The sequence below is a fragment of the Streptomyces sp. NPDC101225 genome (assembly GCF_044767585.1).
In the GTDB taxonomy this organism is placed as follows: Bacteria; Actinomycetota; Actinomycetes; order Streptomycetales; family Streptomycetaceae; genus Streptomyces.
This window is the reverse complement of sequence record NZ_JBIWOE010000006.1, coordinates 51,505-78,473: the sequence shown is the minus strand read 5'-3', so window position 1 is coordinate 78,473 and position 26,969 is coordinate 51,505. Positions and strand designations below refer to the sequence as shown.

Here is a 26,969-nt window from a genome sequence, read left to right as displayed (position 1 = left end):
CGTCACCCCGTCCTACTTGCCCGTGAGGGAGCCGAAGTCGGTGCCGGAGCCGAGGATCAGGCCGGCGCCGAGGAGGATCATGGTGGCCGGGACCATGAAGGTGGTGATCACCATCGTGGCCTTCGGCACCGCACGGGCCGCCTTGCGGCGGGCGTTCTGCGCGTCCGTGCGGCGCATGTCCTTCGCCAGCGACACCAGGGTGTCGACGATCGGCGCACCGAGTTCCTCGCCCTGCTGCAGCGCCGTCACGAACATCGCGACCTGCTCGGAGTCGTTGCGGCGGCGCAGTTCCGCGAAGGCCTGGCGGCGGCTCATGCCGAGGTCCATCTGCCGCAACGTGATGCGGAGTTCGTCCGCCCACGGGCCCTCGTACTTCAACGCGACCCGGTCCAGGGCCTGGCGGAAGCCGAGGCCCGCGCTGACCACGACCGCGAGCACGTCCAGGAAGTCCGGCAGCGTGCGCTCGATGACGTCCTTGCGGACGCGGATCGCCGCCCAGATGCCCACCTCGGTCCAGAACGCGCCGAAGGCGAACAGGACGACGGCCACGACGAGGTTGCCCTTCATCAGGAACACCAGGCCGCCGACGCCGCCGAGGAAGCCGTAGACCGCGCGGCGGGCCGCGTAGCGGTCGATGGTCAGGCCTCCGGGGTTGCCGGCGAGGTCGATCTTCCGGCGGTACCTGGCCACCATCTTGGGGCCCATCAGCCGCAGGACGGCCGGGGCGTACCGCATGCCGAGGCGGTCGACGACCGAGTCGACCGCGCCGGTGCGGGTGGACCCGACCTCCAGGGCCAGCGCGAGGTCGCCGGGCAGACGCGCGTCCGCGCGGTACATGCGGATGCCCGCGAAGATGCCCCAGACGCTGAGGCCCATCAGCACTGCCAGCAGAAGTCCCACGGTCGTCCTCCCTCCAGGCTGCTCGGACGTCTCAGACGTCGATGCGGGACATACGGCGGATGAGGATGAAGCCGACGGCGTAGAGCGAGAACGCGATGATCACCGCGCCCTGGCCGAGCGGGGAGGCGGTCATCCGGTCCAGGGCGCCCTCCTTGACCCCGTTCATCAGGAACAACGACCCCACACCCAGCACCGGTACCGCATACGACGTCATGTTCACCTGGGACAGCTGGGTCCGGACCTCGCGTCGTGTCTCCTTGCGCTCCTCCAGCGTCTCCGTCAGGTTGCGCAGGGCGCCGACCACCTGGCCGCCGGCGCGGTTCGACAGCACCAGGGTCGTGACGAGGACGACCAGCTCACGTGAGGGCAGCCGGTCCGCCAGCTCGCCCAGCGCGTCGTCCATCGACGCGCCGACCGCCAACTGGTTGGCCACTTTGCCCAGTTCCTCGCCCGCCGGCGCCTCCAGCTCCTCCGCCGCCATCCCGATGGCCGTACGCAGCGCGAGTCCCGCCTGGGTCGCGTTCGCCAGGATGCGGGCCATCTCCGGCAGTTGGTTGATGAACTTCTCGATCCTGCGCTGGCGCTGCCAGTTGAGGAACTGCAGGGCCACCCAGATGCCGAGCAGCCCGGCCAGCGGTCCGAAGAAGGGGGCCAGGGTGGCCTGTCCGATCAGCCACAGTCCCGCCACCGTCACCAGCATGGAGACGAAGAACTCGCCCGGCGTGATGTCCAGGCCGGTCGCCGCCAGGCGCAGTTCCAGCTTCTTGCCCGGCTTGGTACGCCGCAGCCGGCGGTCCAGGGTGCGGAAGCGGCGCCGCTTGCCGCCCATGGGGATCTGGCCGGTGGCCGACAGCCGGTCGACGAGTTCCTGGCGCTGGGCCCTGCCCATGGCGTAGGCGTGCAGGCCCATGACCGCCAGGACACAGGTCAGCAGGGTGATGCCGGTGGTGAGCGTGACGAGGGTGTGCAGATCCATCGGACGGTTTCCTACCTGGATTGGGTCTACGTGGCGGGTCGGCCGGCCGGTCGTCGGCTGCCTGCTGGTCTGTTCCTGCCGGCCTGTTTCCTGCTGGTGGGCCGTCTACCTGGCCTCCCTGGTGGCGAGTTGGTCCGCGGAGTGGGCCACGCCGAACGCCTGGGGAACGGGCTGGCTCGCCATGTAGAGGCGGTCGGCGGTGCGGCGTGGCAGCGGGAAGTACTCGAAGGCGCCGTAGACACGGCCGTCGGAGGCCATCGGGCGGGCGTCGAAACGGGCCACCGTCGCCAGCCGGTAGGGCTCGCTGCCGTGGCTGTCGAGCAGGGCGACCTCGGTGATGCGGCGGGCGCCGTCGGCGAAGCGCGTGAGCTGGATGATCACGTCGATCGCGCTGTTGATCTGGTCGTGCAGCGCCTCGAAGGGGATCTCCACCTCGGACATCGAGGCCAGGGTCTTCAGACGCATCAGCGCGTCCTCCGCGCTGTTGGCGTGCACGGTGGCCAGCGAACCGTCGTGGCCCGTCGACATCGCCTGCAGCATGTCGAGGGACTCGCCGCCGCGGACCTCACCGACGACGATCCGGTCCGGCCGCATACGCAGCGAGTTGCGGACCAGGTCGCGGATGGTGACCTGGCCCTTGCCCTCGACGTTCGGGGGGCGGGACTCCAGGCGGATCACATGCGCCTGCTGGAGCTGGAGTTCGGCGGAGTCCTCGATGGTGATGATGCGCTCACCCCCGGGGATGAGCCCGGACAGGGCGTTGAGCAGGGTCGTCTTCCCGGTGCCCGTCGCGCCCGAGACGATGACGTTGAACTTGGCCTGCACCAGGCCCGCCAGCAGGTACAGGATGTGCTGGTCGAGCGAGCCGAAGCCGATCATCTCCTGGAGCGTGAAGGAGCGCGGGAAGCGGCGGATGGTGAGCGTGGCGCCCGTGAGCGACAGCGGCGGGATGATCACGTTCACCCGCTCGCCGGACGGCAGGCGCGCGTCGACCATCGGATTCGACTCGTCCACACGGCGGTTGACCGTCGAGACGATCCGCTCGATCGTCTGCATCAGTTGCTCGTGGGAGGGGAAGCGGAGCGGGAGCTGCTCGACCCGGCCGCCGCGCTCGACGAAGATCGCGTCGGGGCCGTTGACCATGATTTCCGTGATGGAGGCGTCCTCGAGGAGCGGTTCGAGGATGCCCAGGCCCAGCGCCTCGTCCACCACGCGGCGGATCAGCTGCGAGCGCTCGACCGTCGACAGCACCGGGCCCTCGCGGCTGATGATGTGCCCGAGCACCCGCTCCAGCCGGGTGCGGCGCTCGGCGGCGGCCAGCGCGCTCATCTCCGCGAGGTCGATCTCCTCCAGGAGCTTGGCCCGGTACGAGGCGACCAGGTGGCCGTCCTCGCCCTTGCTGCCGTTCTCCTCGGGGGAGTTGATGCGTGCCCGCAGGCTCATGGTGGTCCTCGCAGTGCCTCAGTGGTCGAGCGGCATGGTGGCTGTCTTGCGGGCGTCTCCGAAGCCGTCGTAGCCGGGGAAGACGGACGGTATGTGGACGGTGGCGGTGACGGTGACCTCGTCGCCGCCGGCCGACGCCGGGCAGCTCTTGACGTCGACCCAGCTGCTGACGGCGTCCCGGCAGGCCTGCTCCGATCCCTGCTGCAGCGAGGCGCTGCGCGCGCCGGCCCGTGCGGCCGTGCCCGCCTGCTGGGCGACGTAGGCGATGATGCCGAGCTGCACGGCGGCCAGCGCCACGATGATCAGGATCGGGAGGAACCCGAGGTATTCGATGGCCACCTGGCCGCGGTCACGGACCTTCCTGGCGTACGGCATCTCAGTGCGTCGCCTCCTCTACGGCGCCCCCGTGGCCGTGCACGGTGAACGGGAACGCGATCGAGCCCGGGAAGAGCACGGGCACCTCGAGGGAGACGGCGGACTTCACATAGCCGTTCGCGGTGGTGCAGTTCACGGTGGCATCCCCTCTCCACGCGTCCGACAACGTGTCCAGACCGTGCTGCCGGCACGCGGCCTCGCGCTCGGCCGGCGGCGCGGCGGCCGCCGCGCGCACTGCTTCGTCCGCAGCATTCCCAGCGAGCGTGAAGGTGTATCCCACCAGCACGAACTGCCACATCAGCACCAGCGTCACAATGATCAGCGGCGTCATGCCGAGGAACTCGATCGTGACCTGCCCCCGGTCTCCGCCTCTCCACGGCATCCGCATGCGCTCCCCCATGCCCCTCACTCCTTGCGCCGCCGAAAGCTCACCGAGCCCCGGTCGCCGCCTCGCAGCCGTCCGCCCTTCTGGGCCCCTTCCGTCGCCTTCACCAGTCCCAGCTCCCCCGCCAGCGCCCACAGCGCCTGTTTCACCACGCCCTTGCTGTCCAGTTCGTGGACGCGGCCCGCGTCCACCGCGCCCTGGAGTTCCTTGAAGTTCGCGGGGATCGCGGTCGCGGCGACCGCCGTGCCCGTGATCTTCTGGATCAGCGGCGGCTGGATCTCCGTGCCGCGCGTGTGCCGGTTGACGACCACCGTCGTCTCCTCCGCCTTGCGGATCTGCAGCCGGTCCCACATCCGCACCGTCCGCTTGGCGCCGCGCACGGCGACCACGTCCGGTGTGGTGAGCAGCAGGGCCGCGTCCGCCATCTCCACGGCGGCCGCCCCCGCGCCGCTGAGCTGCGCGCCGCAGTCGACGACCACGACCTCGTAGCGGGAGCGCAGCGCGCTGACGATCTGCCGCGCGGCCCGGTCCGTGACCTCCTCGCCGCGTTCGCCCTCGCCGGGCGCGAGCAGCAGGGCCAGGCCCGTGTCGTGGCGGAAGACGGCGTCCGCGAGCACGCGCGGGGAGATGTCCGTGATGGCCGCCAGGTCCACCACCGAGCGGCGGAACTGGACGTCCAGGTAGGAGGCCACGTCCCCGGTCTGCAGGTCCATGTCCACCAGCGCGGTGCTGCGGCCCGACGCCTGTGCGGCCAGCGCCAGCTGGATCGAGGTGAGCGTCGCGCCCACGCCGCCCTTCGCTCCGCACACCGTGACGACGGTGCCGCCGACGCCGGTGAACACGTCGCCGCCGGAGCCCAGATGACGCCGTACGCCGACCGACCACTGCGCCACCGCCTGGACGCGGCTGGCCAGCTCCTCGTAGCTCAGCGGCAGCGCGACCAGTCCGCGCGCGCCGTAGTCCATCGCGGCCTGGAACAGTCCGGGGCCGGCGTCGGAGGTGACGAGGATGACTCCCACCGCGGGGAAGCGCAGGGCGACTTCGCGGATCAGCTCAAGGGCCGGGACCGGGCCGATCCGCTCGTGCACGACCACGACTTCGGGCAGTTCGTCGATGGACTCGGCGGCGAGCCGCGCGAGGGTGTCGATGAGCTGGGTCGAGTCGGCGACCGGGGCCACGGGCTCGGCGTCCGGCAGCTGGCTGAGCAGGGTGGTGATGGACCGTACCGCGTCCACGTCACCGACGGCCGGGAGGATCCTGGTGGCCATGGCCTCTCACTTGTCCTTCGCGAGCTGGTAAGTCCGGTCCTTGTCGGGGACCGTGGTGTCGCTGCCGGGCGCCACCAGGGCGAGCCGGACCCGCTGGGCGAACGACTCCGCGTAGGTGATGCGCTGGGCGTCGAGCGTGGAGAGCGCGAAGGTGATCGGGACGGCGTCGGTGGACCGCTGCTGGTTCTTGCCGCTCTCGCCCGGATCGAGCGCGGTGATCCTGCCGACGTCGAGGACCTTGGCGTTCGTCACGATGATCTTGGACTGGGCGGGGTCGCCCTCCCGTTCGCCCGCGAAGGTGGCGTACACGTTCACGGTGGAGCCCGGCGTGATCTTGCCGGCGACACCGGTCGCCGCGTCGATCATGATGGCGACCTCCTGCTGCCCGGGCTGCAGCGCGGGCTGATTCACGATCATGTCGCTCTGCAGCAGGGAGCCCGCCTGGAGCGTGGTGACCGCGATCTTGCCCCGTATCTCGCGCAGATTCGTGATCGCGTTGTGCGACAGCCAGCGCTTGGGCATCCGGATCTTCTCGAACTGGCCCGTGGTCAACTGGGTGTAGGGCGCCACGTTGGTCTTGACCCGGTAGGCCGTGACCTCCGGACCGACCTTCGACTTCACGTCGCTGATGACGGACAGGACGCCGGCGAACGCGCCGAGGGCGCAGACGACCGACAGAAGCAGGAGTAGCACGCCGCGGCGCTGACGGGAATTCATGAACCGTACAACCTCATTGGGGGTATCGGTCGAGCGGAATGGAATCGTGCGAGCGGTGCGTCTGGAGGGTCAGGACTCACCCGGCGGGGATCTGGTTCTCGACGAGCGGTGGTGTGGCGCGGCAGAAGACGCAGCGGTCGCCGATGACGTCGATGCCGCACCAGTGGCAGACGCCCTGCCGGACCGACGTGACCAGCTGGTACAGCACGGACAGGTCGGGGAGATAGGCGGCGAACTCGATCAGCTTGCCCGTACCCCACCAGGTCGGTGACTCGGCCGGCAGCGGCGCTTCCCTGAGTCCCTGGACACTCCAGGACTGCGCCAGGGTTGCGGTGACCCAGTCCGACTGCAGCTGCCCCTTGGCCACCAGCATCCAGGTGCCGAACTCCGGGCCGGCCAGTTCGGCGCCGGGGCCGATCTTCACCAGCTGCGGCTCGGGATGCGCGAGGACGCCGAACTGGCTGCCCGGCACCCACGACTTGGCGTGCGACTTCAGCCCCACGGGGACGCGGTCGAGCCGGGCGACGGAACCCAGCAGCGCGCCCGCGTGGATGTAGTGGGTGAGCAGGCGGCCGGCCGAGGCGAGGACGCCGGGACTGAGGTCGCAGGAGGCCAGCTGTCTCAACTGGCGGGCCAGCACGGCCAGTCCGAGTGGCGGCAGATCGGGACGGAACAGGGCGATGCGGTCGCTCTCCAGCAGGGAGCGGATGGTGTGCAGACGTCTGTCGACGTCACGGGAGACCGCCTGTGAGCACACCACGATCAGATGCCCGTGCTGGTCGATCAGGCTCTGCACCGCGGCCAGCGCCTGTTCGAGCGGCTGTCTGTCCAGGTCCTGGAGGACGGCAGCGGGCAGGGTCCGCTCGTCCTGCGGTGGCAGCGCCATGTCGGCACCGGTCACGGCAATGGCAGTTGGCACGCGCAGCTCCCCGTGTTACGCCGTCGATCCACCGGGGTTACTCCGGTACACCGAGATGACTTCACTGCGTGACTACCTCAGCACTGTATCCACGCCTCTGTGACCGGAGAACAGCGTTTCTGTAGCTGGTGGGCAACTGCCGATTCACAAGACACGCCAAAACGGGGCAGGTTGAGCATCTTGCCGGTCCCATTCCGACGCCGGGCCTCCGTTCGGTCCCCGGGCCCGCGCCGCCCGGTCCTGCGCGCGCCCACCGTCACCGCCGTCGGCACCGACCGCACCACCCGCCGAGGAGGGGTGCGCATGCCTGACGGGGGGAGGCACACGACCGCACGCACGACGGGGATTCGCATACGACGACCGCGGCGCGACCGGCACCGAGTACCTCGGGACGGCCGTGGTCGCCGCGGCGATCGTGGTTCCTGTCCCGGGAGATCGGCGACGAGTACGGCTTCCAGGAGCAGCACCCGGAGGCGAGGACCGACGTCGACCGCGACGGCACGGTGGACGACCGGGACGAGCTGCCGGGATGACGTCGAGAAGCTGCGGATGCACCAGATGCGGCGGGAGACGCCCGGCGGCGCGGAGGCCGGCCTCGGCGGCAACCGCAGGCGGCCGTCAGCGGACGGCAATTTGGTCTGGACCTCTTGACAGCTCAATTGGTCTGGACCAACTTGTTGTCATGTCCCCACACAGAAGATCGGCACGGCTCTGGGCCTCAGTGGCCATCGCCGCCCTCGCCCTCACCTTCGCGGGCTCGGGCCAGGCGTCCGCAGCGGACGTCAACAACGCCAGGAACGCCGGCTTCGAGTCCGGCCTCGGCAACTGGACGTGCAGCGCGAACAGCGGCACGACCGTCTCCTCCCCGGTGCACAGCGGCGCGGCCGCGCTGAAGGCGACGCCGGCCGGGCAGGACAACGCCCGGTGCAGCGAGTCCGTGGCGGTCAAGCCCAACTCCACGTACGCGCTGAGCGCCTGGGTGCAGGGCGGCTACACCTACCTGGGCGTGACCGGCACCGGCACCACGGACGTCTCGACGTGGACCCCCGACTCGTCGAGCTGGAAGCAGCTGTCGACGACCTTCACCACCGGTGCGTCGACCACCTCGGTGACGGTGTACACGCACGGCTGGTACGGCCAGGCGCCGTACTACGCGGACGACATCTCGGTGTTCGGCCCGGACGGGGGCGGCGGCAGCGACCCGGCCCCGACGGTGCCGGCGGCGCCGACGGGCCTGTCCGTCTCCTCCACCACCTCGACCTCGGCCTCCCTGGCCTGGACCGCCGTCTCGGGTGCCACCGGCTACAACGTCTACCGCGACGGCACGAAGGTGACGGCGGTGACGGGAGCGTCGGCGACGGTGACGGGCCTGACGGCGTCCACCTCGTACTCCTTCCAGGTCACGGCGACGAACTCGGCCGGTGAGTCGCCGAAGTCGGGCACGGTGACCGCGACGACCGCGGCGAGCGGGGGCAACGGGAACGGCTCCCTGCCCAAGCACGCGGTGACCGGCTACTGGCAGAACTTCGACAACGGCGCGACGGTCCAGAAGCTCTCGGACGTCTCCTCCCAGTACGACATCATCGCGGTGGCCTTCGCGGACGCCACGACGACGCCGGGCGCCGTGACCTTCAACCTGGACTCCGCGGGGCTCGGCGGCTACACCGTCGACCAGTTCAAGGCGGACATCCGGGCGAAGCAGGCCGCGGGCAAGAAGGTCGTCGTGTCGGTGGGCGGCCAGAACGGCACCATCTCGGTGAGCGACTCGGCGTCCGCGACGAACTTCGCCAACTCCGTGTACTCACTGATGCAGACGTACGGCTTCGACGGCGTGGACATCGACCTGGAGAACGGCCTCAACGCGACGTACATGTCACAGGCGCTGCACGCGCTGGCGTCGAAGGCCGGCTCGTCGCTGATCCTCACGATGGCACCGCAGACGATCGACATGCAGTCGACGTCGAACGCGTACTTCCAGACGGCGCTGAACGTGAAGGACATCCTCACGGTCGTCAACATGCAGTACTACAACAGCGGCTCGATGCTCGGCTGCGACGGCAAGGTCTACAGCCAGGGCTCGGTCGACTTCCTCACGGCCCTGGCCTGCATCCAGCTCCAGGGCGGTCTCTCCCCCTCGCAGGTAGGTCTCGGCCTCCCGGCCTCCACCAGCGCGGCGGGCAGCGGCTACGTCTCCCCGACGGTCGTCAACAACGCCCTGGACTGCCTGGCCAAGGGCACGGGCTGCGGCTCCTTCAAACCGTCCAAGACGTACCCGGACCTGCGCGGCGCGATGACCTGGTCCACGAACTGGGACGCTTCGGCGGGCGGCTCCTGGTCCAGCTCGGTGGGTGCGCACGTGCACGGCCTGCCGTAACCGCCGCGTCCCCGGACGGCGCACGGACAGCGCCCCTGCCCACGTCTGCGTGGGCAGGGGCGCTCGCGTCGGCCCCGGGCTCGGCTCCCCCGGGCGCGTGCTCCCGCCGAGCCGGCGGGTACCCCACGGGCATCGCCCGAAGTCGTATGAAACATTTCTCCGGTCCCACCGCGTCAATCAAGTGAGAGCGGTCGGTCGGGCAGGGGGAGAGATGCGGCAGGTGCGGGCTGACGAGTATGCGGAGTTCGCTGCGGTGCGGGCCGGGCATCTGTATCGGTCTGCCTGTCTGCTGACCGCGGGGGACACCCATCTGGCCGAGGATCTCGTGCAGGAGACGCTCGGGCGGCTGTACGTGAGCTGGCGGCGGGTGGCCCGGGTGGGGAATCCGGCGGGGTACGCGCAGACCGTTCTCATGCGTACGTTCCTCACCCATCAGCGGCGGCGCAGCAGTACCGAGCGGGCCACGGAGATGCTGCCCGACCGGCCCGACGAAGGTGCCGGGCGCGACATGCCGTTGCGGTTGACCCTGCTGGAGGCCCTCGCGCGGCTGCCCGCCAAGGACCGGGCGGTGGTCGTCCTGCGGTACTGGGAGGACCGCTCCGTCGAGGAGACCGCGCAGGCCATGAATGTCAGTTCGGCCGCCGTGCGGACGCGGTGCGTGCGTGCGCTCGGCCGGCTGCGGGAGCTGCTCGGTGAGGATCTGAGCGAGTACGCCCGGCCTTAGAACGCCCGGCGCCCTCGCGGCCGCCCGGCGCGCTCCGTCCCTCTCGCCCGTCCCTTCGACCTCTACCTCTTCGACCCTCGCGAAACGGTGATCCGTCATGCCCTTGGAACAGCACAGCGATCCCTTCGAGGAGCAGCTCTCCGCCGGAATGCGGCACGCCGCCGGCGCGTTCGAGACCGATCGGGCCGCGCTCGTCACCGCCGGTGCGGCGCGCGGCCGGCGGCGACTGCTGCTGCGGCGGCGGGCCGCCGTCGCGGGCGGTGCCGCGGGGCTCGCGCTCGTCGGCGTGGGCGGGGCGCTGCTCGTGCCCGGTGCCGGGTCAGGGGCGGACAAGTCGTCCGTGGCCGCCGAGAAGCACCGCACCAAGGCCCCGGCGCCCGTCTCCGGGGACGCCCTGATCCGTACGCTCGAGAAGCTGCTCCCCTCGGGCACGTTCAGCGGCGCCAAGGCCAGGGGCAGCGCGGACAAGGACGGACCGTTCGTGCACGTCGTCCTCGACGACGGCAAGGGCGCCGCGGCCGTGGAGGTCGGCCTCGGGCGCGTGGAACCGGGAAGCGACCAGGCCCGGCAGGCCACCGAGTGCCCGGGCAAGGCCTACGCCCACTACGACAGCTGCCGCACCGACAGGCTCCAGGACGGCTCCGTCGTCATGGTGCTCCAGGGCTACGAGTACCCGGACCGCCGCGTGGACACCAAGTGGTGGAGCGCCGAACTCGTCTCCCCGCAGGGCCACCACGTCAGCGTCGGCGAGTGGAACGCCGCCGCCGAGAAGGACTCGCCCGTCACCCGCAGCCGGCCTCCGCTGTCCCCGGCCCGGCTGAAGCACGTGGCCGCCGCCGCGGCCTGGCGCGAGGCCATCGACACGATGCCGGTGCACGACAGGAAGCCGACCGCACGGCCGAGCGCGAGCGCGAGCCCGACCCCCTCCTTCGCGCCCGTCGCGCCCACCCTCAGGTCCCTGCTGCCGAAGGGCCTGACCGTCGCCGAGAGCAGCGGTGACGACGGCGGTTTCGGCTACGTCGTCGCCGACGACGGCAAGGGCAAAAGCCTGGTCCAGGTGAACGTCCAGGGCGGCATGTCCGACGTCGCGGGCGATCTCTTCGGGTCCGGCGCCGAGACGCTGCCCGACGGGACGCGGGTGGCCGTGCACCAGGGCCCCGGCGAGAAGGGCGGCGCGGGGGTCGTGATGTGGACCGTCGACACCCTGCGGACCGACGGGACGCGCGTGGTCGTCAGCGCCTTCAACTCCGGCGCGCAGGACACCGCCGCGACACGCACGACGCCGGTCCTGACCATCGCGCAGCTGCGGCAGATCGCGCTCAACCCCAAGTGGTTCCTGTAGCGCAGGAGTGCCCGGCCCGGCCCGGCGGAACGCATCCGCACGTGCCCAGTTCGAACCAGACCGTCTTGCCCGTGCTCTCCTGGTGACAACCCCAGCGTCTGGCCAGCGCGTTCACGAGGAACATCCCGCGGCCGCTCTCCGAGCAGCCCGCGTCGAGCACCTGCGGGGTGCGCCGGCCGGTGTCGTGGACCTCGCAGCGCAGGACGCCGTGGGCGGCGCTCAGCGTGAGCCGGAACCGGCTCGCGGCGTGCAGCAGGGCGTTGGTGGCCAGCTCGCTGACGAGCAGTTCGGCCACGTCCGGCAGGTCGTCCCGATCCGTCAGACCCCACTTCTCCAGCTGCCTGCGCACTTCCGCGCGGGCCTCACCGACGGCGGCGGGACGCGGTGCGTACTCGACGCTCAAGTGGCCTGCCCCCAGCGGGGGTTGCGGGTACGCGGCGAACTGAGGGTGGGGGTCCGGGAGGGGGAACCCGGAGAGATCGAGCATGGTGACAGAATGCCTCCCCGGCGGGTGCCGGGCACGGGGAGGACTACCTGTTTCCCTACCTGTGCGCGGGCGGGCGGTTACCCGTACTGCAGCCGTACGACCGCTCCCGAGGCGTCGTCGCGCACATCGACGTAGGCGCACACCTGACGGGTGAACCACAGCCCCTGGTCGGGTTCCGGTGCGGCGCCGTTGGGCGGGACGAAGCCGGCCAGCGGGTCGTCGACCCGGCGCGCCGTGCGCAGTTCGCAGACGCAGGCGGGCGCCTCGCCCCACATCAGCGTGCGGGAGACGGGACCGAGGGCGGCGGCCGCGGCGAGCACCGCCTCGGTGAACAGCTCCGCGTCCGCCGGCTGCAGTCCACGGGCCGACGCCCGGCTGCGCAGGGCTTCCCCCGTCGGCGGCGCGAGCGTCTCCGCGTCGGCCGGCGGCAGGGGCAGCGGCATCGAGTCCAGCTCGGCCGTGAGCGCGACCGGGTCCTCGTAGGCGCCGGTGCCCGGATGGGCGCGGCGGGCCGCGGCGACGATGGCGTCGCCGGCGACGCGGGTGTCGTAGGCGCACAGGGCCGTCGTCGCCATCGGTGCGAACAGGAGGTTGGCGAGGGCCTCGTAGCGGATCCACTCGGTGGTCTCGCGGGCGGAGCGCCCCGCGCGGCCGTTCCAGACGGGTTCCATCAGGAGGTGGACACGGCCGCCGGGCGCCGCGTGCTCGGCGAGATAGCCCGCGCTCCGGGCGACGGCGTTGGCGGCCGAGCCCGTGTACCACTCGGTGTGCGGGACGAGGACGACGCCCTTCGCCTCGCCCTCCAGGGTGTCGCGCAGGAGGTCGAGCTTGCCGGGCGCGGCGACGGCGACGGGCGCGGCCTCGCCGGGCGCGCCGAGCCCTTCGCAAAGGAACGGCACGGCGGCGGCCACGAACGCCTCGTCCGTGCCGTACACGGCCATGCGATGGTCGAAGGGACCCTGCTGGGTGGTGGTCATGGTTCTCCTCTCAGTGGGTGTGTGGTGTCCGGGAGGGGAGCCGGGACGCGGCTCAGCGCCGGGCGGTGACCCAGGCGGCGATCTGGCTGCGGTTGCTGAATCCGAGCTTGCTGAGAATGCGCTCCACATGGCCCTCGGCGGTGCGCCGGGCGATGACGAGACGGTCGGCGATCTGCTGGTTGGCGAGCCCCTGCGCGACGAGGTCGGCCACCTCGGTCTCGCGGCGGGTGAGCGGGGTGCTCCGGGACGCGCGGGAGCCACGCCGGCCGTCGGCCTTCCGCACGGTGCCGGGCGGCCGGGGCTGCTCGTCCTCGGTGGCGAGGGCGACGAGCTCCTCGAGCCCGAGCCCACCTCCTTTCTCGTACGACTTCTCGAAGGCGGCCGGTCCCAGGGCGCCGCGTGCCCGGTCCTCGCTGCCGCGGCGCAGGGAGTTGAGGTCGGCCGAGCCCCAGCGGGCCCGGTCGATGTCGGCCCAGGCGCGGTCGGCGCCGCCGAGCAGGGCGGCCGCGTGCTCGTGGGCGCCCTCACGGGTCGCGATGTGGGCCAGCAGGTCGAGGGTGAGGGCGATGCCGGTGATGTCGTGGACGGCGAGCTTGAGGCGCAGCGCCTCGCGGGCGTGGCACGCGGCCTTCGTCCAGTCCTCCTTCACGGTGTGGGCGAGCGCCAGCATCCGCAGCACGTACGACCGCACCCACTCCTCGCCGTGCTCCTCGCAGCGCCGGCGCGCCCGCTCGCAGACCTCGACGGCGCGGTCCGCCTCGCCCAGGAACCCCAGCGCACAGGCGAGTTCGACCTGGTCGAGGCCGTGGAGGCTGAGGTGCTGGCCGGGGACCGGGCCGCGGGCGACGGCGTCCTCGAAGTGCTCCAGGGCGGCGTGGAGCTCGTTGCCGAACAGCCGCACGACGCCGACGACGTAGGCGGCGTGGGCGGCCTCGGCCGGGTCGCCGAGGCGGCCGGCCAGCGCGCGGGCCTCCCGGGCGCGCCGCAGCCCCTCGGCCATGTCCTGGGTGGCCGCCGCGAGCAGGCCGGACACCCACAGGCCACGGGCCCGCTCGGTGGTCGGCCCGGGGTTGGCGTCGAGGGCCCGCTCCACCCAGACGCGGCCCTCCCGCGGCGCGCCGCAGGCGTGCCAGTAGAACCACAGGGTGCCCGCGAGACGCAGTCCGGCCAGGCGTTCGCCGGGAGCGGGGGCGCCGAGGCCGAAGTCGAGGGCGGAGCGCAGATGGGCCTGGTCGGCCCGCAGCCGGGCGACGATCTCCCGCTGTCCGGGGCCGAACCAGCGCCGCTCGCAGTCGGCGGCCCGCCGCTGCATCCACTCGCGCTGCCGCCGCCGGGCCGCGCTCTCCTCGCCCGCCCGCCGCCGCAGCCGTTCCAGGCCGTAGTGGCGCAGCGTGTCGAGCAGCCGGTAGCGCACCCCGTCGGGCCCTGCCTCCCGTCCCAGGACGGACTTGTCGACGAGCCCGGCGACGGCCTCCAGCACCTCCTGCGGGCGCATCCGCTCGCCGTCCGCGCACACCGCCTCCGCGGTCTCCAGGTCGAAGGCGCCGGCCAGGACGGAGGCCCGCGCCCACACCAGCCGCTCTTCGGGGGTGCACAGTTCGTGGGACCAGTCGACGGTGGCGCGCAGGGTCTGGTGGCGGGGCAGGGCCGCGCTGCTGCCGGCGGTGAGGACGCGGTAGCGGTCGTCGAGACGTTCCAGGAGCTGCTCGACGCCGAGGACGCGCATGCGGACGGCGGCCAGTTCGATGGCGAGCGGGAGGCCGTCGAGGCGACGGCAGAGACGGGCCACGGCGGCCTTGTTGGCGGCGGTGAGGCGGAAGCCGGGGACCACGGCGGCGGCGCGGTCGGCGAAGAGGGTGAGGGCCGGACCGGCCTCGGCCCCCGTGAGGTCGCCGTCCGGGTCGGGGACCGGCAGCGGACCCACCTCCAGGAGGTGTTCCTCGGTGAGGGCGAGGCGGTGCCTGCTGGTGGCGAGGACGCGGACGCCGGCGGTGCCGTGCAGCAGGGCCGCCACGAGCTCGGCGCAGGACCGCAGCAGGTGCTCGCAGTTGTCCAGGACGAGCAGGAGGCGCCGCTCGCGCACCTGGTCGACCAGTGCGTCCAGCGGTGGAACCACGGAGTGGTCGTGCAGGCCGAGCGCGTCGGCGACGGCGAGCGGGACGAGCTCGGGATCGTCCAGGCCCGCCAGGTGCACGAAGTGCACGCCGTCCGGGAACGCTCGCTGGACGCGGGCCGCGACGCGCGCGGCCAGCCGTGTCTTGCCGACGCCGCCGGGTCCGGTCAGCGTCACCAGACGTGCCCTGGCGAGCAGTTCACGGCCTTCGGTCTGTTCGCCGCGCCGGTCGACGAAACTGGTCGTCTCGACCGGCAGCCGACGGTCGCGGCGCGGCGCCGATCCGCCCATGATCAGCCAGTCCTCTTGGGGGTGGGGGCGGGGATCCGGACGGCCCGGACCCTCCTGCGCGAACCCTCACTCTGCTGAGCCCTCGGCATATATGCACGCGCCGGTCACACCCGCGGGTGCATATATGCCGGAGGCGCTTGCGGGGGATACCGGCGCGCGTACACTGCGCGGCCGACTGTCGAGCGGAGGGTCCGCACCCCATGCGTGCGGGACGGCTGACGGGAGGAGGCCTCCCGGGAGCGGGCGGCTAGTCGGGGTCCTTGGCGCCGGCGGACTCCCCGGCGCCGGTGTCGCCGTCCTTCGCGTCCTCGGCCGTGGTGTCCGTGTCCTGCGGACCCTCGTCCTCGGACGGCTCCGCTTCGGACTCCCCCTCCTCGGCGCCCTCTTCGACGCCCTCTTCGAAGTACGCGTCGAGGACCGCGTCGAGCTGGGACTCCCACTCCTCGAAGCGGGACCGGGCGTCCGCCTCGATCTCGATCGGGTACCAGCGGGTGTCGGGGGTGTGCACCGTGACCGTGAACCGCTTGCCGAAGCGCGGGGACGCGGTCTCCACGGCGCCGATCTCGTCCCAGCGGAACTCGCACCCCTGGTCGTCCAGGGTGAGCCGTACGCCCGCGTGGTCGGCGACGATCTTCGCGCGGCGGTCCGCGGCCTCGAAGACGGGACCCTCGGGGATCTCCTCGCCGTCCTCGCCCTCGGCCGGCTCCTGCGCCCCCGCCTCGGTCCCGGCCCCGGTCTCCCCGGTCGCGGCACCGGTGTCCGCGTCCTCGGCCACGGTCCCGGCGCCTTCCGCGTCCGCCTCCTCCGGTTCGTCGGACACGGGTGGGGTGAGCCCGGGGATGAAGGCCGGGTCGAACCCGGCACCCGTCACGGGCTCCCCCTTCAGGGGCTGGCTGCTCGATCCTATGCGCTGCTCCACAGCGGGCAGTATGGTCGAAGATCCTGTGCCGGACACAGTCGGCCCCGACTTCGTTATCAGACGCCTACACGCGCGTCCGGACGAACCCGTCTAGACGAACACACTGACCACCGCGGCCACCGAGAACCCGGCCACCGACAGCACCGACTCCAGCACCGTCCACGTCTTCAGCGTGTCCCGTTCGCTGATGCCGAAGTACTTCGCCACCATCCAGAAGCCGCCGTCGTTGACGTGCGAGGCGAAGATGGAGCCCGCGGAGATGGCCATGATGACCAGGGCGACGAACGCCTGGGAGTGGTGGCCCTCGGCGAGCAGCGGGGCGACGATGCCGGCCGTGGTGACGATGGCGACCGTGGCCGAGCCCTGGGCGACGCGCAGGACGAGCGAGATCAGGTAGGCGAGCACGAGCACCGGCAGGCCCACGTCGTGGAAGGTGTCCGAGAGGGCCTGGGCGACGCCGCTCGCCTTGAGGATCGCGCCGAAGACACCGCCGGCGCCGACCACCAGCAGGATGTTGCCGACCGGCTTGAGCGAGGCGGTGGAGACGGTCTCCAGGGACTTGCGGGACCAGCCGCGGCGGATGCCCAGCAGGTAGTACGCGAGGAGCAGGGCGATCGTCAGGGCGACGAAGGGGTGGCCGAAGAACTCGATCACCGAGCGGCCCGTGGAGGGGTCGAGGGCGATGGAGGAGAAGGTGGCCGCGAGGATCAGGATGAGCGGCGTGCCGATGATGCCGAGGACGACGCCCAGCGACACGGGCTCCTCGCGCGGCTCGACGCCCTGTTCCCGCTGCTCGGCGACGACGGCCGCCTTGGCCTCGGCGGCGGCCTCCACCATGTCCTGCGGCACGGCCACGAAGATGCGGCGCCCGATCCAGGCGGAGAACACCCAGGCGGCCAGCACCGCGGGGATGCCGCAGACGATGCCCATCAGGATGATCCAGCCCAGCTGCACGTGGAGCAGTCCGGCGGCGGCCACCGGTCCCGGGTGCGGGGGCAGGAAGGCGTGCGTCATCGACAGGCCCGCCAGCAGCGGCAGGCAGTACAGCAGGATCGACCGGCCGGAGCGCTTGGCGGCGGCGTAGACGATCGGCGCGAGCACGAAGATGCCGACGTCGAAGAAGACCGGGATGCCGAAGACGAGGCCGGTGAGGCCCATGGCGAGCGGCGCCCGCCGTTCGCCGAAGAGGTGGAGCAGGCGGGAGGCCAGCACCTCGGCGCCGCCGCTGACCTCCAGGATCGCGCCGAGCATCGTGCCCAGGCCGATGATGATCGCGACATGGCCGAGGATGCCGCCCATGCCGGTCTCGATGGTGGAGACGGCGTCTGACCGCTGGACGGTGCCGAAGAGTTCGGTGACCGACAGCCCGGCCATCAGGCCGACGGCTATGGAGACGCCGAGCAGGGCGACGAACGGCTGGAGTCTGACCTTGATGATCAGGAAGAGGAGGAGCGCGATGCCGATGGCGGCGACCGTGAGCAGGCCGGCCGTGCCGTCGATCAGCAGGAGCAGGCCGCCGGTGTGGGGGGGCGCGGCGGGTGCGTCCGCGGCGAGCGGGAGGGACATTCGGGGGTCCTCTGGTTAAGGGCACGGTGCTTTCGGGCAGGGGGGATCGCGGCACGGCGCCCCGGGGGTGAGGGGCACCGTGCCGTGAGGACGTACGGCGTGCGGGGTTCGAGGCGGCGTCAGCCCAGTACGGCCAGGGCGTCGATCTCGATGAGGAGCCCCGCGGGCAGACCGACGTAGACGGTCGTGCGCGCGGCGGGCGGCTGGGTGAGGCCCTGCTCCTCGAAGTAGGCGTTGTAGAGGGCGTTCATCTCGGCGAAGTGGTCCACGTCCGTGAGGTAGACGCGGATCATCATCACGTCGTCCCAGCTCGCGCCGCCCTCCTCGAGGATCGCCTTGACGTTGGCGAGGGTCTGGAGGGTCTGCTCGCGCAGGCCGGGGCCGGCGGGGGTGGGGGCCTTGCCCTCCTCGGCGGGCAGGAAGCCGACCTGGCCCGCGACCTGGAGGATGGTGCCCTTCCTGACGCCGTGGGAGAACTTCGCGGGCGGGGTGGTGTGGGTCTTGGGGGTGAGGGCGATCTTCTCGGTCATGGGGCGACTTCCTTGACGGGGGTTCTTCCGGAGTACTCCCCGCTGATCGCGTCCGCCGTACGGCGCACCAGGGGGAGCAGGGTGAGGAGTTCCTCGGCGGTGACGACGACGTTCGGCGCCGAGACCGACATCGCGGCGACGACCCGGCCGTCCGCGCCGCGGACGGGAGCGCCGACGCAGTTGATGGACTCCTCGTGGCCGCCGAGGTCGGTGGCCCAGCCCTGGTCGCGCACCTTCTCCAACTCACGCAGGAAGGCAGGGGCGTTGGGGGTGGACCGGGCCGTGTACATGGGGTACTCGAGCCGGTCGGCGAGCATCCGGCGCTCGCTCTCGGGGAGGTCGGCGAGCAGCAGCTTCGCCACCGCCGCGACCGTGATCGCCACCGGTTTGCCGATCCGCGAGTACATCCGGACCGGGTAGCGGCTCTCCACCTTGTCGATGTAGAGGACCTCGGGCTCCTCGTACACCGCCAGATGGACGGTGTGCCCGCACTGCTCGTTGAGGCGTACGAGGTGGGGGTGGGCGATCTCGCGGATGTCGAGGTTCTCCATGGCCTCCTGGGCGAGCGCGATGAGGCGCGCGCCGAGGCGGTAGCGCTGGTCGGACTGGCGGTAGACGAGACCGTGCTCGTGCAGCGTCCGCAGCAGGCGCAGGGCGGTGGACTTGTGCACGCCCAGCCGGTCGGCGACCTGGCCGAGGTCGGCGGGCCCCTCGGCGAGCAGCGGCAGGATGCTGAGCGCGCGGTCGACGGTCTGGCTCATGACGTACGTACCTCCTCGTCGCCCCGGTCGGCGGCCTTCGTCCAGCCGGGGCCGAGTCGAAGTGTCCCCCACGCCCGTTCGTCGAGGGCGGCGAGCCGGTCGGCGAGATCGCGGGCGGGGGGCGGGGCCAGGTCTCCGGGGACGGTGAGGGCGGCGGCGGCCATGAGATGCCCGTGCCGCAGCCGGTCGCGGACGGGCAGCCCGCGCAGGGTGGCGGAGAGGAAGCCGGCGGCGAAGGCGTCGCCGGCGCCGACCGCGGCCACCACGTCCACCGTGGGTGCGGCGACGAAGGTGGCGTCGGCCTTGTCGAAGACGGTCGCTCCGCGCCCGCCGTGCTTGACGACGAGCAGTTCGGGAGAGGGGAGCGTGGCCCGGATCGCCTCGGGGCCGCGCAGCGCCCAGACCTCCTCGGCCTCGTCCTCCCCCACGAACACCAGGTCGGCGCGGCCGGCCAGGTCCAGCAGCACCGTGGGGCCGTCGTCCTCGCGCCACACCGTGGGCCGGTGGTTGACGTCGAAGGAGACGAGGGGCCGGCCGGCTCGGGGCGCGGTCAGCTCGCGCACCAGGCCGAGGCAGCCGTCGGACAGCATCGGCGTGATCCCGGAGAGGTGCAGCACCCGCCCGGCCCGCACCGCCTCCATGTCGGTGTTCCCGGCGAACATCGCGGAGGCCGCGGACCCGGCGCGGTAGTACGCGACCTCGTGCGCGTCGCTCGCGCGGTCGCCGGCCGTGCGGAAGTAGATGCCGGTGGGGCGGTCCGGATCGCGGTGCACGGCGCCGACGTCGACGCCGTGGGCGCCGATCGCCTCGACCAGGTGGTCGCCGAACCCGTCGGCGCCGACCCGGCTCACCCAGCGCGCGGAGTGCCCGGCGGCCGCGAGCGTGCACGCCACGTTGGACTCGGCGCCGCCGATCCCGCGGTCGAAGGAGGGGACGTCGGCGAGGCGTCCGGGGGTGGCGGGCAGGAACGTGACCATGGACTCGCCGAGCGTGACGACGTCGACGACGTCGAGGGCGTTGCACGGTCCGGTCTCGGTCACGATCGTCGTGGCTCCTCGGTGTGACGGCGGGTGGCGGCTCCGTTGACCCCGCGTTGGCCGAGATGTTAGACAGCGGTGAGCGATATTCGCAATGACCGTTGCAATAAATGCAATACACCTGATCAGGGAGGTCCTATGGGCATCGAAGCCCTTGCCCGCCTCGCCGAGGAACGCGTCGACCACCGCTTCAAGGGCCTCCCGCCGGACGCGGACGGGCTGACCGTGGGCGAGCTGACCGCCCAGCGCCGCAACCTCTTCACCGGCGGCTTCGCGCCCCCGGTCCTCGCCCTGTCGGCGGAGCGCCTGGAGCACAACCTCGCGCTCATGGAGACGTACGCGACCCGGCACGGCCTCGCCTTCGCCCCGCACGGCAAGACCTCCATGGCGCCGCAGCTGTTCCGGCGGCAGATCGAGCGCGGCGCCTGGGGCATCACGCTCGCCGTCCCCCACCAGGTGCGCGTGGCGCGGCGGTTCGGCGTCGAGCGGGTCTTCCTGGCCAACGAGCTCGTCGACGCCGCGGCCCTGAAGTGGATCTCCGCCGAGCTGGACGCCGACCCCGGTTTCCGCTTCGTCTGCTACGTCGACTCCGTGCGCGGCGTGGAGCTGATGGACGCGGCACTGCGGGGAGCCGCGCGCCCCCTGGACGTCGTGGTGGAGCTGGGCGCCGGCGAGGGCGCCCGTACCGGCGCCCGCACGGAGGCGGAGTGCGCGGCCGTCGCGGACGCGGTGGCCGGCACCCGCACGCTGCGGCTGGTGGGCGTCGCGGGCTACGAGGGCGAGGTCCCGCGGGCGGACCCCGGGCGGGTGCACGCGTGGCTGCGGCGGCTGACCGCGCTCGCCGCCGGCTTCGACCGGGCGGGACGGTTCGCGGGGCTCGACGAGATCGTCGTCAGCGCGGGCGGCAGCGCCTGGTTCGACGCGGTGGCCGACGTGTTCGCCGAGATCCCCGAACTCTCCTGTTCCGTGGTGAAGTTGCTGCGCTCGGGCGCCTACGTCTCGCACGACGACGGCCACTACCGCGAGGTGACGCCCTTCAACCGGGTCCCCGAGGAGGGCGCCCTGGAGCCGGCGTTCCGCCTGTGGGCGCAGGTGGTCTCCCGGCCCTCGCCCGAGCAGGCCTTCGCCAACGCGGGCAAGCGGGACGCGGCCTACGACCTGGACCTCCCCTTCGCCCAGGTCGTCCGCTCGGACGGCGCCGAGCGCCCGGCCGCCGGCATCACGGTGACCGGCCTGTCCGACCAGCACGCCTGGCTGCGGACCGCTGACGGGGCGGCCCTGGAGGTCGGAGACTGGGTGGGGATGGGCCTGTCGCATCCGTGCACGTCGTTCGACAAGTGGCAGCTGATCCCGCTGGTCGAGGCGGACGGCACGGTCACCGACTACATCCGCACGTTCTTCTAGAGCACCTTCTCGGGAAAGGGAGGCCGGTCGTGGAGCAGCTCGTCATCCGGGACGCGGACGTGGTGGACGGCAGCGGCGCGCCGTCCTTCCGCGCGGACGTGGTCGTCGACCGCGGCCGGATCGTGTCCGTCGTCAAGGAGGCCGCGGCGGCGGGCTGCCAGCGCCCGAAGGCCGTGCGGGAGCTGGACGCGGAGGGCCTGGTCCTGTCCCCCGGCTTCATCGACATGCACGCGCACAGCGACCTCGCCGTGCTGCGCGATCCGGACCACAGCGCCAAGGCGGCGCAGGGCGTCACCCTGGAGGTGCTGGGCCAGGACGGGCTGTCGTACGCCCCGGTCGACGACCGCACGCTCGCCGAGGTGCGCCGTGCGATCACCGGCTGGAACGGCTACGGCGACGACATCGACTTCGACTGGCGCTCGGTGGGCGAGTACCTGGACCGGCTGGACCGCGGGATCGCGGTCAACGCCGCCTACCTGATCCCCCAGGGCACGGTCCGCATGCTCGCCGTCGGCTGGGAGGACCGCGAGGCGACGCCCCGGGAGCTCGACCGGATGCGGCAGCTGGTCGCCGAGGGCCTGGAGCAGGGCGCGGTCGGCATGTCGTCGGGGCTGACCTACACGCCCGGCATGTACGCCAAGGACGCCGAACTGACCGAGCTGTGCCGGGTGGTGGCGTCCTACGGCGGCTACTACTGCCCGCACCACCGCTCCTACGGCGCCGGGGCCCTGCAGGCGTACGCGGAGATGGTCGAGCTGACCCGGGAGGCGGGCTGCTCGCTGCATCTGGCGCACGCCACCATGAACTTCGGCGTGAACAGGGGCCGGGCGCCGGAGCTGCTGGCCCTGCTGGACGAGGCGCTGGCGGCCGGCGCGGACATCACCCTCGACACCTACCCCTACACGCCGGGCTGCACGACGCTCGCGGCGATGCTGCCGAGCTGGGCCGGCGAGGGCGGCCCGGAGATGATCCTGAAGCGGCTCGCGGACGAGGAGACGGCCGCGCGCATCCGGCACGACCTGGAGGTCGTCGGCTCGGACGGCTGCCACGGCGTGCCCATCGAGTGGGACACCGTCGAGATCTCCGGCGTGAGCGATCCAGGGCTCGGCGACTTCGTCGGCCGGACCGTCCAGGAGTCGGCCGACCTGCGCGGCGAGTCCCCCTGGGTCACGGCCCGCCGCCTGCTGGTCCGGGACCGGCTGGGCCCGACGATCCTGCAGCACGTGGGCGACGAGGAGAACGTGCGGGCGATCATGCGGCACCGGCTGCACACCGGCGGCTCGGACGGCATCCTCCAGGGCGCGAAGCCGCACCCGCGCGCCTACGGGACCTTTCCGCGGTATCTCGGGCACTACGTGCGGGAGTTGGGTGTGCTGTCCCTGGAGGAGTGCGTCGCCCGTCTCACCTCCCGGCCCGCCGCGCGGCTGCGCCTGCCGGACCGGGGCCTGGTCCGCGAGGGCCACCGGGCCGACCTGGTCCTGTTCGACCCGGTCACGGTGGCGGCCGGGTCGACGTACGAGAATCCGCGCGCGCTGCCGACGGGCATCCCCCATGTCCTCGTGGACGGGCGGTTCGTGATCGAGGACGGGCGGCGTACGGACGTGCTGGCGGGGCGGGCGGTCCGTCGCAGTCCCGTGTGACGGCCCGCCCTTCAGCGCCGCGGGACTACGGCTTGGGCAGGACGCAGCCCGAGGCGTTCAGGTCGAGCGTGTTGCCGGCGCCGAAGCAGGCGGGGATCTGGTAGGTCTCCTCGGCGTAGTTGATGCCCTCGCGGACGGTCACGTTGCCGTTCTCGTCGACCTCGCAGGGGTTGTTCTCGGTGCAGCGCTCGCCGTCCTCGTTGCCGGTGTTGTTGACGGCGACGACCTTGCCGGTGGCGTTGTCGACGACGGGTGAGCCGGAGGTGCCGCCGATGGTCTGGCAGGCGGAGGTGTAGCGGACCGAGTCCTTCCAGGTCCAGTCGCCCTCCTTGAGGCGGTAGACGAAACCGTCGATGTTGCAGGAGTACGTCCGCCTCCAGTAGCCGGAGACGACCGTGATGGCGGTGCCGGCGGTCGGATGCGTGTTCTGCACGGTGAGCGGGCTGATGCCGTAGGAGCTCTTGATCGCCGCGTAGGTGGTGGTCAGGCGGTAGATCGTGACGTCGGTGTCGGTCATGGTCGAGTAGACGACCTGGTTGGCCCGGAGCGTGCCGATCCTGCTGCCGGAAGAACTGAGCAGTCCGAAGGTACGGCGGGAGGACTGTCCGGTGATGACCTCACCCGGCTCCGGGAACCCGGTCTCCAGGCAGTGGCCGTTGGTCATGACGAGCGCCGGGTCGCTGTCCGCGGAGTCGGGGAAGCGGACGACGGAGCCGGAGCAGTTGCTGAGCGAGACGGTGCCGGCGAAGGTGACGGCCCGGACGGCGGGCGGGGCGGCGGCTTCGGTGGGCGCCGGTGCCGCGACCGCCGGTGCTGCGCCGGCCCCGGCCATCACCAGGGCGAACAGCGCGGCGCCGAGAGGCTTCTTCATGTGGGGGTCCTCTCCTGCGACTTGGGCGACCGGAGATCTTCCGGTCGCCCACAAATTGACATGTGCATTGTGAGGGGAAGGGCAGGACGGGGCAAGGAGTCGTTTCGGACCCTCAGGAGCACGGGGAGACACGGACCGCGCGCACCGGGCCGGGCTCCGGGCCGGAGAGGACGGGCCGGAGAGGACGGGCCGGAGAGGACGGGCCGGAGAGGACGGGCCCGGGACCGGACGGGTCGCCCGGGCGTCAGGGCTTCTTGCCGCCCCCGTGCCCGCGGCCGGACCCGCCGGAGTTGCCACGGCCCGGGGCGGTGCTCGTCGCGCTGGGGCTCGGCGCCGGCGCGGCGCTCGCGGAGGACGTGGGGCGGGAGGACGGCGTGCCGGTCGCGTCCGTCGCCGCCGGACCGGCCGCCGACGCGCTCGCCGCCGCCGAACCGGATGCCGCCCCGGAGGGGTCGCCGGCGCCCGCGGACGCCCCGGTGCCCGCGGCCGCCCCGCCGGACGACTTCGCACCCGTCGGCGCGGCGGCCGGGGCCGTGGTCCCCGCGCCCGTGCCGTCGGACCCGCCGGACGACGACCCCGTGAAGGCGAACCCCGCGATCACGGCCACCAGGGCCACCGCCCCCACCGCCGCGGCGAGGACCGCCGCCCGCGGCGAGCGCCGGGCGGCGCGTCCGTGCCGGGAGCGCCGGCGCCGGTCGCCGGGCGGCGCCTCGTCGGGCCGCGCCTCGCCCGCCACCTGCGGCAGCTGGGCCGTCTCGTCGAAGGCGTTGCCCTGCCAGCCGTGCGCCGTCGCCGGATCCGTGAAGCCGTCGTAGCCGGGAGACGGTTCGGGCCGCGGATGGAACACGTTCGGCGGACCCTGGGGGTCACCCTCCGGGAGGTACTCGGCCTGGGCTCCGTACGTCCCCTTCTCGCGCTGGTCCGGTCCTGACATGGGAGGGAATTGTAGAGACGCGCGGGATTCCTGGGACAGCTACCGGCGATAACAGCCCAAACACGGCGTCTCACGTGGCGGATAACACGGCCCAGGATGCGTAACCGGACCGTAAGCTCCCAGACATGCAGGTGATCCAGTCGACCAAGCTCGCCAACGTCTGTTACGAGATCCGGGGCCCGGTGCTCGAGGAGGCGATGCGGCTGGAGGCTGCCGGTCACCGCATCCTCAAGCTGAACACCGGCAATCCGGCGGCGTTCGGCTTCGAGTGCCCGCCCGAGATCCTGGAGGACATCCTCCGCAACGTGTCGTCGGCGCACGGCTACGGCGACGCCAAGGGCCTGCTGGCGGCGCGCCGCGCGGTCGTCATGCACAACCAGACCCTGGGCATCGAGACGGACGTCGAGCACGTCTTCGTCGGCAACGGCGTCTCCGAGCTGATCGTGATGGCCATGCAGGGTCTGCTCGACGACGGCGACGAGGTCCTCGTACCGTCGCCCGACTACCCGCTGTGGACCGCCGCCGTCTCGCTCTCCGGCGGCACGGCCGTGCACTACCGCTGCGACGAGCAGTCCGACTGGATGCCCGACCTCGCGGACGTCGAGCGCAAGGTCACCGACCGCACCAAGGCCATCGTCGTCATCAACCCCAACAACCCGACGGGGGCCGTCTACGACGAGGCGATGCTCAAGGGGCTCACCGACATCGCCCGCCGCCACAACCTGCTGGTCTGCTCGGACGAGATCTACGACAAGATCCTCTACGACGACGCCACCCACACGCCGACCGCGAAGGTGGCCCCGGACCTGCTGACCCTCACCTTCAACGGCATGTCGAAGGCGTACCGGGTGGCGGGCTACCGGGTCGGGTGGATGTCGATCTCCGGACCGCGCGCGCACGCGGACTCCTACATCGAGGGCCTGACGATCCTCGCCAACATGCGCCTGTGCGCCAACATGCCGGGCCAGCACGGTGTGGTCGCCGCGCTCAGCGGCCGCCAGACGATCAACGACCTGGTGCTGCCGGGCGGGCGGCTGAAGGAGCAGCGGGACGTCGCCTACGAACTGCTCACCCAGATCCCGGGCGTGAGCTGCGTGAAGCCGAAGGGCGCGCTGTATCTCTTCCCGCGCCTGGACCCGAAGGTGTTCAAGATCAGAGACGACCGGCAGATGGTGCTGGACCTGCTGCGGCGCGAGAAGATCATGGTCGTGCAGGGCACCGGGTTCAACTGGAGCGAGCCCGACCACTTCCGGGTCGTGACCCTGCCGACGGTCGGGGACCTGCGCGACGCGATCACCCGGATCGGGACCTTCCTGGACGGCTACGGCCAGCCCTGAGGCGCACGCCGTGTGTACAGAGCGGCCTCCTTTGTGAACACCTCAACTTTAGACGGAATCTAAGCTAGGATGGTTTCCTGACAGCACAGGAGGCCATCCATGTACGAGCCGATCCGCACCAAGTCGGTCCACAGCACGATGGCCGGCACCACCTCCGACTTCCCCCACCGCTCCCGCGAGGAGGAGCTGGACATCCAGCTCGCGGGCCATCTCGCGGCACTGCTCGCCGTCACGGACGAGCTGCGCGGTGCCGTCCCGTCCGCGCAGCTGGACGGCGCGGCGGACCGGCTGGCCGCCCAGGTGGCCCGGCTGCGGGGAGGACATCCGCCGGTCCGCGCGGTCTCCGGCCAGGTCCCCGAGGCCGAGCTCGCCCCCCTGCACCGCCGGGCGCACGCGCTCGCCGGGCGGGCGCTGGTCGTCGCGGCGTCCCGCGCCGACACCGCGGCGGCGATCCTCGCCGCCGAGCAGATGGACGTGCACGCGGCGGCCCTGGAGCCCCGCGAACTCGCGTCCCACTGAGCCCCACCGGGCTCCCCGATGCGGCCCCGGTCCGCGCGCACCCGCAGAGACGCGCGGACCGGGCGCCATGGACCTGGCTCGTTCCGTCCGCACGCGCGGGGGCGGGCCGCCGCCGGCCGGCGAGCGATGTGTACGTTGGCCGAAGATCCGCGTCACGCCC

General features: G+C 72.1%; 25 protein-coding genes. 7 read left to right on the top strand and 18 right to left on the bottom strand.

What is annotated here, in order from left to right; all coding sequences use genetic code 11:
- Positions 1–12: 12 nt before the first annotated feature.
- From ACIRPX_RS10930 to ACIRPX_RS10895, 8 genes are all read right to left on the bottom strand, one after another.
- Positions 13–900 (bottom strand): DUF5936 domain-containing protein, encoded by an 888-nt coding sequence (locus tag ACIRPX_RS10930; protein ID WP_404191435.1) that lies wholly within the window; start codon positions 898–900, stop codon positions 13–15.
- A gap of 31 nt (positions 901–931) precedes the next feature.
- Positions 932–1,876 carry a type II secretion system F family protein gene (locus tag ACIRPX_RS10925; protein ID WP_404191432.1) on the bottom strand — a complete coding sequence of 315 codons (945 nt, stop codon included), beginning with the start codon at positions 1,874–1,876 and terminating at the stop codon, positions 932–934.
- A 105-nt stretch (positions 1,877–1,981) separates the two neighbouring features.
- Positions 1,982–3,319: a CpaF family protein gene (locus ACIRPX_RS10920; protein WP_404191429.1), complete on the bottom strand. Its 1,338-nt coding sequence runs from the start codon at positions 3,317–3,319 to the stop codon at positions 1,982–1,984.
- Positions 3,320–3,337: 18 nt separating this feature from the next.
- The gene (locus ACIRPX_RS10915) at positions 3,338–3,694 is read right to left on the bottom strand and encodes a TadE/TadG family type IV pilus assembly protein (protein ID WP_404191426.1); all 357 of its coding nucleotides are present in this window, start codon (positions 3,692–3,694) and stop codon (positions 3,338–3,340) included.
- Between the two features lies 1 nt (position 3,695).
- Positions 3,696–4,094, bottom strand: a complete 399-nt coding sequence (locus ACIRPX_RS10910) for a TadE/TadG family type IV pilus assembly protein (protein WP_404191422.1) — start codon at positions 4,092–4,094, stop codon at positions 3,696–3,698.
- Between the two features lie 5 nt (positions 4,095–4,099).
- Positions 4,100–5,347, bottom strand: coding sequence for a CpaE family protein (locus tag ACIRPX_RS10905; protein WP_404191418.1), 1,248 nt, complete (start codon positions 5,345–5,347; stop codon positions 4,100–4,102).
- A 6-nt stretch (positions 5,348–5,353) separates the two neighbouring features.
- Positions 5,354–6,064 carry a Flp pilus assembly protein CpaB gene (cpaB, locus tag ACIRPX_RS10900; RefSeq protein WP_404191415.1) on the bottom strand — a complete coding sequence of 237 codons (711 nt, stop codon included), beginning with the start codon at positions 6,062–6,064 and terminating at the stop codon, positions 5,354–5,356.
- A 76-nt stretch (positions 6,065–6,140) separates the two neighbouring features.
- A complete protein-coding gene (locus ACIRPX_RS10895) occupies positions 6,141–6,983 on the bottom strand; it encodes a hypothetical protein (RefSeq protein ID WP_404191412.1) in 843 nt (280 codons plus the stop codon).
- A 682-nt stretch (positions 6,984–7,665) separates the two neighbouring features.
- Here ACIRPX_RS10895 and ACIRPX_RS10890 point away from each other — a divergent pair.
- The 3 genes from ACIRPX_RS10890 to ACIRPX_RS10880 all read left to right on the top strand — a co-directional run bounded on the left by ACIRPX_RS10890 (position 7,666) and on the right by ACIRPX_RS10880 (position 11,423).
- Positions 7,666–9,357 carry a chitinase gene (locus ACIRPX_RS10890; protein WP_404191409.1) on the top strand — a complete coding sequence of 564 codons (1,692 nt, stop codon included), beginning with the start codon at positions 7,666–7,668 and terminating at the stop codon, positions 9,355–9,357.
- A gap of 211 nt (positions 9,358–9,568) precedes the next feature.
- Entirely contained in the window at positions 9,569–10,081 is a 513-nt protein-coding gene (locus ACIRPX_RS10885) for a SigE family RNA polymerase sigma factor (RefSeq protein WP_404191406.1), read from the top strand.
- A gap of 97 nt (positions 10,082–10,178) precedes the next feature.
- Positions 10,179–11,423: a hypothetical protein gene (locus tag ACIRPX_RS10880; RefSeq protein ID WP_404191403.1), complete on the top strand. Its 1,245-nt coding sequence runs from the start codon at positions 10,179–10,181 to the stop codon at positions 11,421–11,423.
- Here the strand turns inward: ACIRPX_RS10880 and ACIRPX_RS10875 are convergent.
- The 8 genes from ACIRPX_RS10875 to ACIRPX_RS10840 form a co-directional block, all read right to left on the bottom strand.
- Positions 11,401–11,910, bottom strand: coding sequence for an ATP-binding protein (locus ACIRPX_RS10875; protein ID WP_404191400.1), 510 nt, complete (start codon positions 11,908–11,910; stop codon positions 11,401–11,403). The genes ACIRPX_RS10880 and ACIRPX_RS10875 overlap by 23 nt on opposite strands.
- Positions 11,911–11,987: 77 nt before the next feature.
- Positions 11,988–12,887 carry an anti-sigma factor RsbA family regulatory protein gene (locus ACIRPX_RS10870; RefSeq protein WP_404191398.1) on the bottom strand — a complete coding sequence of 300 codons (900 nt, stop codon included), beginning with the start codon at positions 12,885–12,887 and terminating at the stop codon, positions 11,988–11,990.
- A 52-nt stretch (positions 12,888–12,939) separates the two neighbouring features.
- Positions 12,940–15,291 carry an ATP-binding protein gene (locus tag ACIRPX_RS10865; protein ID WP_404191396.1) on the bottom strand — a complete coding sequence of 784 codons (2,352 nt, stop codon included), beginning with the start codon at positions 15,289–15,291 and terminating at the stop codon, positions 12,940–12,942.
- Positions 15,292–15,538: 247 nt separating this feature from the next.
- Positions 15,539–16,210: a hypothetical protein gene (locus ACIRPX_RS10860; protein ID WP_404191393.1), complete on the bottom strand. Its 672-nt coding sequence runs from the start codon at positions 16,208–16,210 to the stop codon at positions 15,539–15,541.
- Between the two features lie 90 nt (positions 16,211–16,300).
- The gene (locus ACIRPX_RS10855) at positions 16,301–17,776 is read right to left on the bottom strand and encodes a GntP family permease (protein ID WP_404191390.1); all 1,476 of its coding nucleotides are present in this window, start codon (positions 17,774–17,776) and stop codon (positions 16,301–16,303) included.
- Between the two features lie 119 nt (positions 17,777–17,895).
- Positions 17,896–18,306 (bottom strand): RidA family protein, encoded by a 411-nt coding sequence (locus ACIRPX_RS10850; RefSeq protein WP_404191388.1) that lies wholly within the window; start codon positions 18,304–18,306, stop codon positions 17,896–17,898.
- Positions 18,303–19,067, bottom strand: coding sequence for an IclR family transcriptional regulator (locus ACIRPX_RS10845; protein WP_404191385.1), 765 nt, complete (start codon positions 19,065–19,067; stop codon positions 18,303–18,305). Before ACIRPX_RS10845 ends, ACIRPX_RS10850 begins: the two co-directional genes overlap by 4 nt.
- Positions 19,064–20,107, bottom strand: coding sequence for a sugar kinase (locus tag ACIRPX_RS10840; RefSeq protein WP_404191382.1), 1,044 nt, complete (start codon positions 20,105–20,107; stop codon positions 19,064–19,066). The genes ACIRPX_RS10845 and ACIRPX_RS10840 overlap by 4 nt, the downstream gene beginning before the upstream one ends.
- Positions 20,108–20,242: 135 nt before the next feature.
- Here ACIRPX_RS10840 and ACIRPX_RS10835 point away from each other — a divergent pair, with 135 nt between their 5' ends.
- Together ACIRPX_RS10835 and ACIRPX_RS10830 are read left to right on the top strand one after the other, a co-directional pair.
- A complete protein-coding gene (locus tag ACIRPX_RS10835; protein WP_404191379.1) occupies positions 20,243–21,508 on the top strand; it encodes an amino acid deaminase in 1,266 nt (421 codons plus the stop codon).
- A 29-nt stretch (positions 21,509–21,537) separates the two neighbouring features.
- Entirely contained in the window at positions 21,538–23,148 is a 1,611-nt protein-coding gene (locus tag ACIRPX_RS10830; protein WP_404191377.1) for an amidohydrolase family protein, read from the top strand.
- Between the two features lie 25 nt (positions 23,149–23,173).
- Here ACIRPX_RS10830 and ACIRPX_RS10825 read toward each other — a convergent pair whose 3' ends face one another.
- Positions 23,174–24,019, bottom strand: a complete 846-nt coding sequence (locus tag ACIRPX_RS10825; RefSeq protein WP_404191375.1) for a serine protease — start codon at positions 24,017–24,019, stop codon at positions 23,174–23,176.
- Between the two features lie 244 nt (positions 24,020–24,263).
- Positions 24,264–24,953: a hypothetical protein gene (locus tag ACIRPX_RS10820; protein ID WP_404191372.1), complete on the bottom strand. Its 690-nt coding sequence runs from the start codon at positions 24,951–24,953 to the stop codon at positions 24,264–24,266.
- A gap of 125 nt (positions 24,954–25,078) precedes the next feature.
- Here ACIRPX_RS10820 and ACIRPX_RS10815 point away from each other — a divergent pair, with 125 nt between their 5' ends.
- The gene (locus ACIRPX_RS10815; RefSeq protein ID WP_404191369.1) at positions 25,079–26,290 is read left to right on the top strand and encodes a pyridoxal phosphate-dependent aminotransferase; all 1,212 of its coding nucleotides are present in this window, start codon (positions 25,079–25,081) and stop codon (positions 26,288–26,290) included.
- A 99-nt stretch (positions 26,291–26,389) separates the two neighbouring features.
- Positions 26,390–26,809 carry a hypothetical protein gene (locus ACIRPX_RS10810; RefSeq protein WP_404191366.1) on the top strand — a complete coding sequence of 140 codons (420 nt, stop codon included), beginning with the start codon at positions 26,390–26,392 and terminating at the stop codon, positions 26,807–26,809.
- Positions 26,810–26,969 lie beyond the last annotated feature (160 nt).

What these genes read in the sequence shown, in the direction of transcription:
- ACIRPX_RS10905 (WP_404191418.1), bottom strand. Translation starts at nt 5,347, where the DNA reads ATGGCCACCAGGATCCTCCCGGCCGTCGGTGACGTGGACGCGGTACGG.
- ACIRPX_RS10835 (WP_404191379.1), top strand. Translation starts at nt 20,243, where the DNA reads ATGGGCATCGAAGCCCTTGCCCGCCTCGCCGAGGAACGCGTCGACCAC.
- cpaB (WP_404191415.1), bottom strand. Translation starts at nt 6,064, where the DNA reads ATGAATTCCCGTCAGCGCCGCGGCGTGCTACTCCTGCTTCTGTCGGTC.
- ACIRPX_RS10920 (WP_404191429.1), bottom strand. Translation starts at nt 3,319, where the DNA reads ATGAGCCTGCGGGCACGCATCAACTCCCCCGAGGAGAACGGCAGCAAG.
- ACIRPX_RS10880 (WP_404191403.1), top strand. Translation starts at nt 10,179, where the DNA reads ATGCCCTTGGAACAGCACAGCGATCCCTTCGAGGAGCAGCTCTCCGCC.
- ACIRPX_RS10915 (WP_404191426.1), bottom strand. Translation starts at nt 3,694, where the DNA reads ATGCCGTACGCCAGGAAGGTCCGTGACCGCGGCCAGGTGGCCATCGAA.
- ACIRPX_RS10910 (WP_404191422.1), bottom strand. Translation starts at nt 4,094, where the DNA reads ATGGGGGAGCGCATGCGGATGCCGTGGAGAGGCGGAGACCGGGGGCAG.
- ACIRPX_RS10810 (WP_404191366.1), top strand. Translation starts at nt 26,390, where the DNA reads ATGTACGAGCCGATCCGCACCAAGTCGGTCCACAGCACGATGGCCGGC.
- ACIRPX_RS10850 (WP_404191388.1), bottom strand. Translation starts at nt 18,306, where the DNA reads ATGACCGAGAAGATCGCCCTCACCCCCAAGACCCACACCACCCCGCCC.
- ACIRPX_RS10865 (WP_404191396.1), bottom strand. Translation starts at nt 15,291, where the DNA reads ATGGGCGGATCGGCGCCGCGCCGCGACCGTCGGCTGCCGGTCGAGACG.
- ACIRPX_RS10815 (WP_404191369.1), top strand. Translation starts at nt 25,079, where the DNA reads ATGCAGGTGATCCAGTCGACCAAGCTCGCCAACGTCTGTTACGAGATC.
- ACIRPX_RS10825 (WP_404191375.1), bottom strand. Translation starts at nt 24,019, where the DNA reads ATGAAGAAGCCTCTCGGCGCCGCGCTGTTCGCCCTGGTGATGGCCGGG.
- ACIRPX_RS10890 (WP_404191409.1), top strand. Translation starts at nt 7,666, where the DNA reads ATGTCCCCACACAGAAGATCGGCACGGCTCTGGGCCTCAGTGGCCATC.
- ACIRPX_RS10925 (WP_404191432.1), bottom strand. Translation starts at nt 1,876, where the DNA reads ATGGATCTGCACACCCTCGTCACGCTCACCACCGGCATCACCCTGCTG.
- ACIRPX_RS10820 (WP_404191372.1), bottom strand. Translation starts at nt 24,953, where the DNA reads ATGTCAGGACCGGACCAGCGCGAGAAGGGGACGTACGGAGCCCAGGCC.
- ACIRPX_RS10845 (WP_404191385.1), bottom strand. Translation starts at nt 19,067, where the DNA reads ATGAGCCAGACCGTCGACCGCGCGCTCAGCATCCTGCCGCTGCTCGCC.
- ACIRPX_RS10875 (WP_404191400.1), bottom strand. Translation starts at nt 11,910, where the DNA reads ATGCTCGATCTCTCCGGGTTCCCCCTCCCGGACCCCCACCCTCAGTTC.
- ACIRPX_RS10855 (WP_404191390.1), bottom strand. Translation starts at nt 17,776, where the DNA reads ATGTCCCTCCCGCTCGCCGCGGACGCACCCGCCGCGCCCCCCCACACC.
- ACIRPX_RS10870 (WP_404191398.1), bottom strand. Translation starts at nt 12,887, where the DNA reads ATGACCACCACCCAGCAGGGTCCCTTCGACCATCGCATGGCCGTGTAC.
- ACIRPX_RS10885 (WP_404191406.1), top strand. Translation starts at nt 9,569, where the DNA reads ATGCGGCAGGTGCGGGCTGACGAGTATGCGGAGTTCGCTGCGGTGCGG.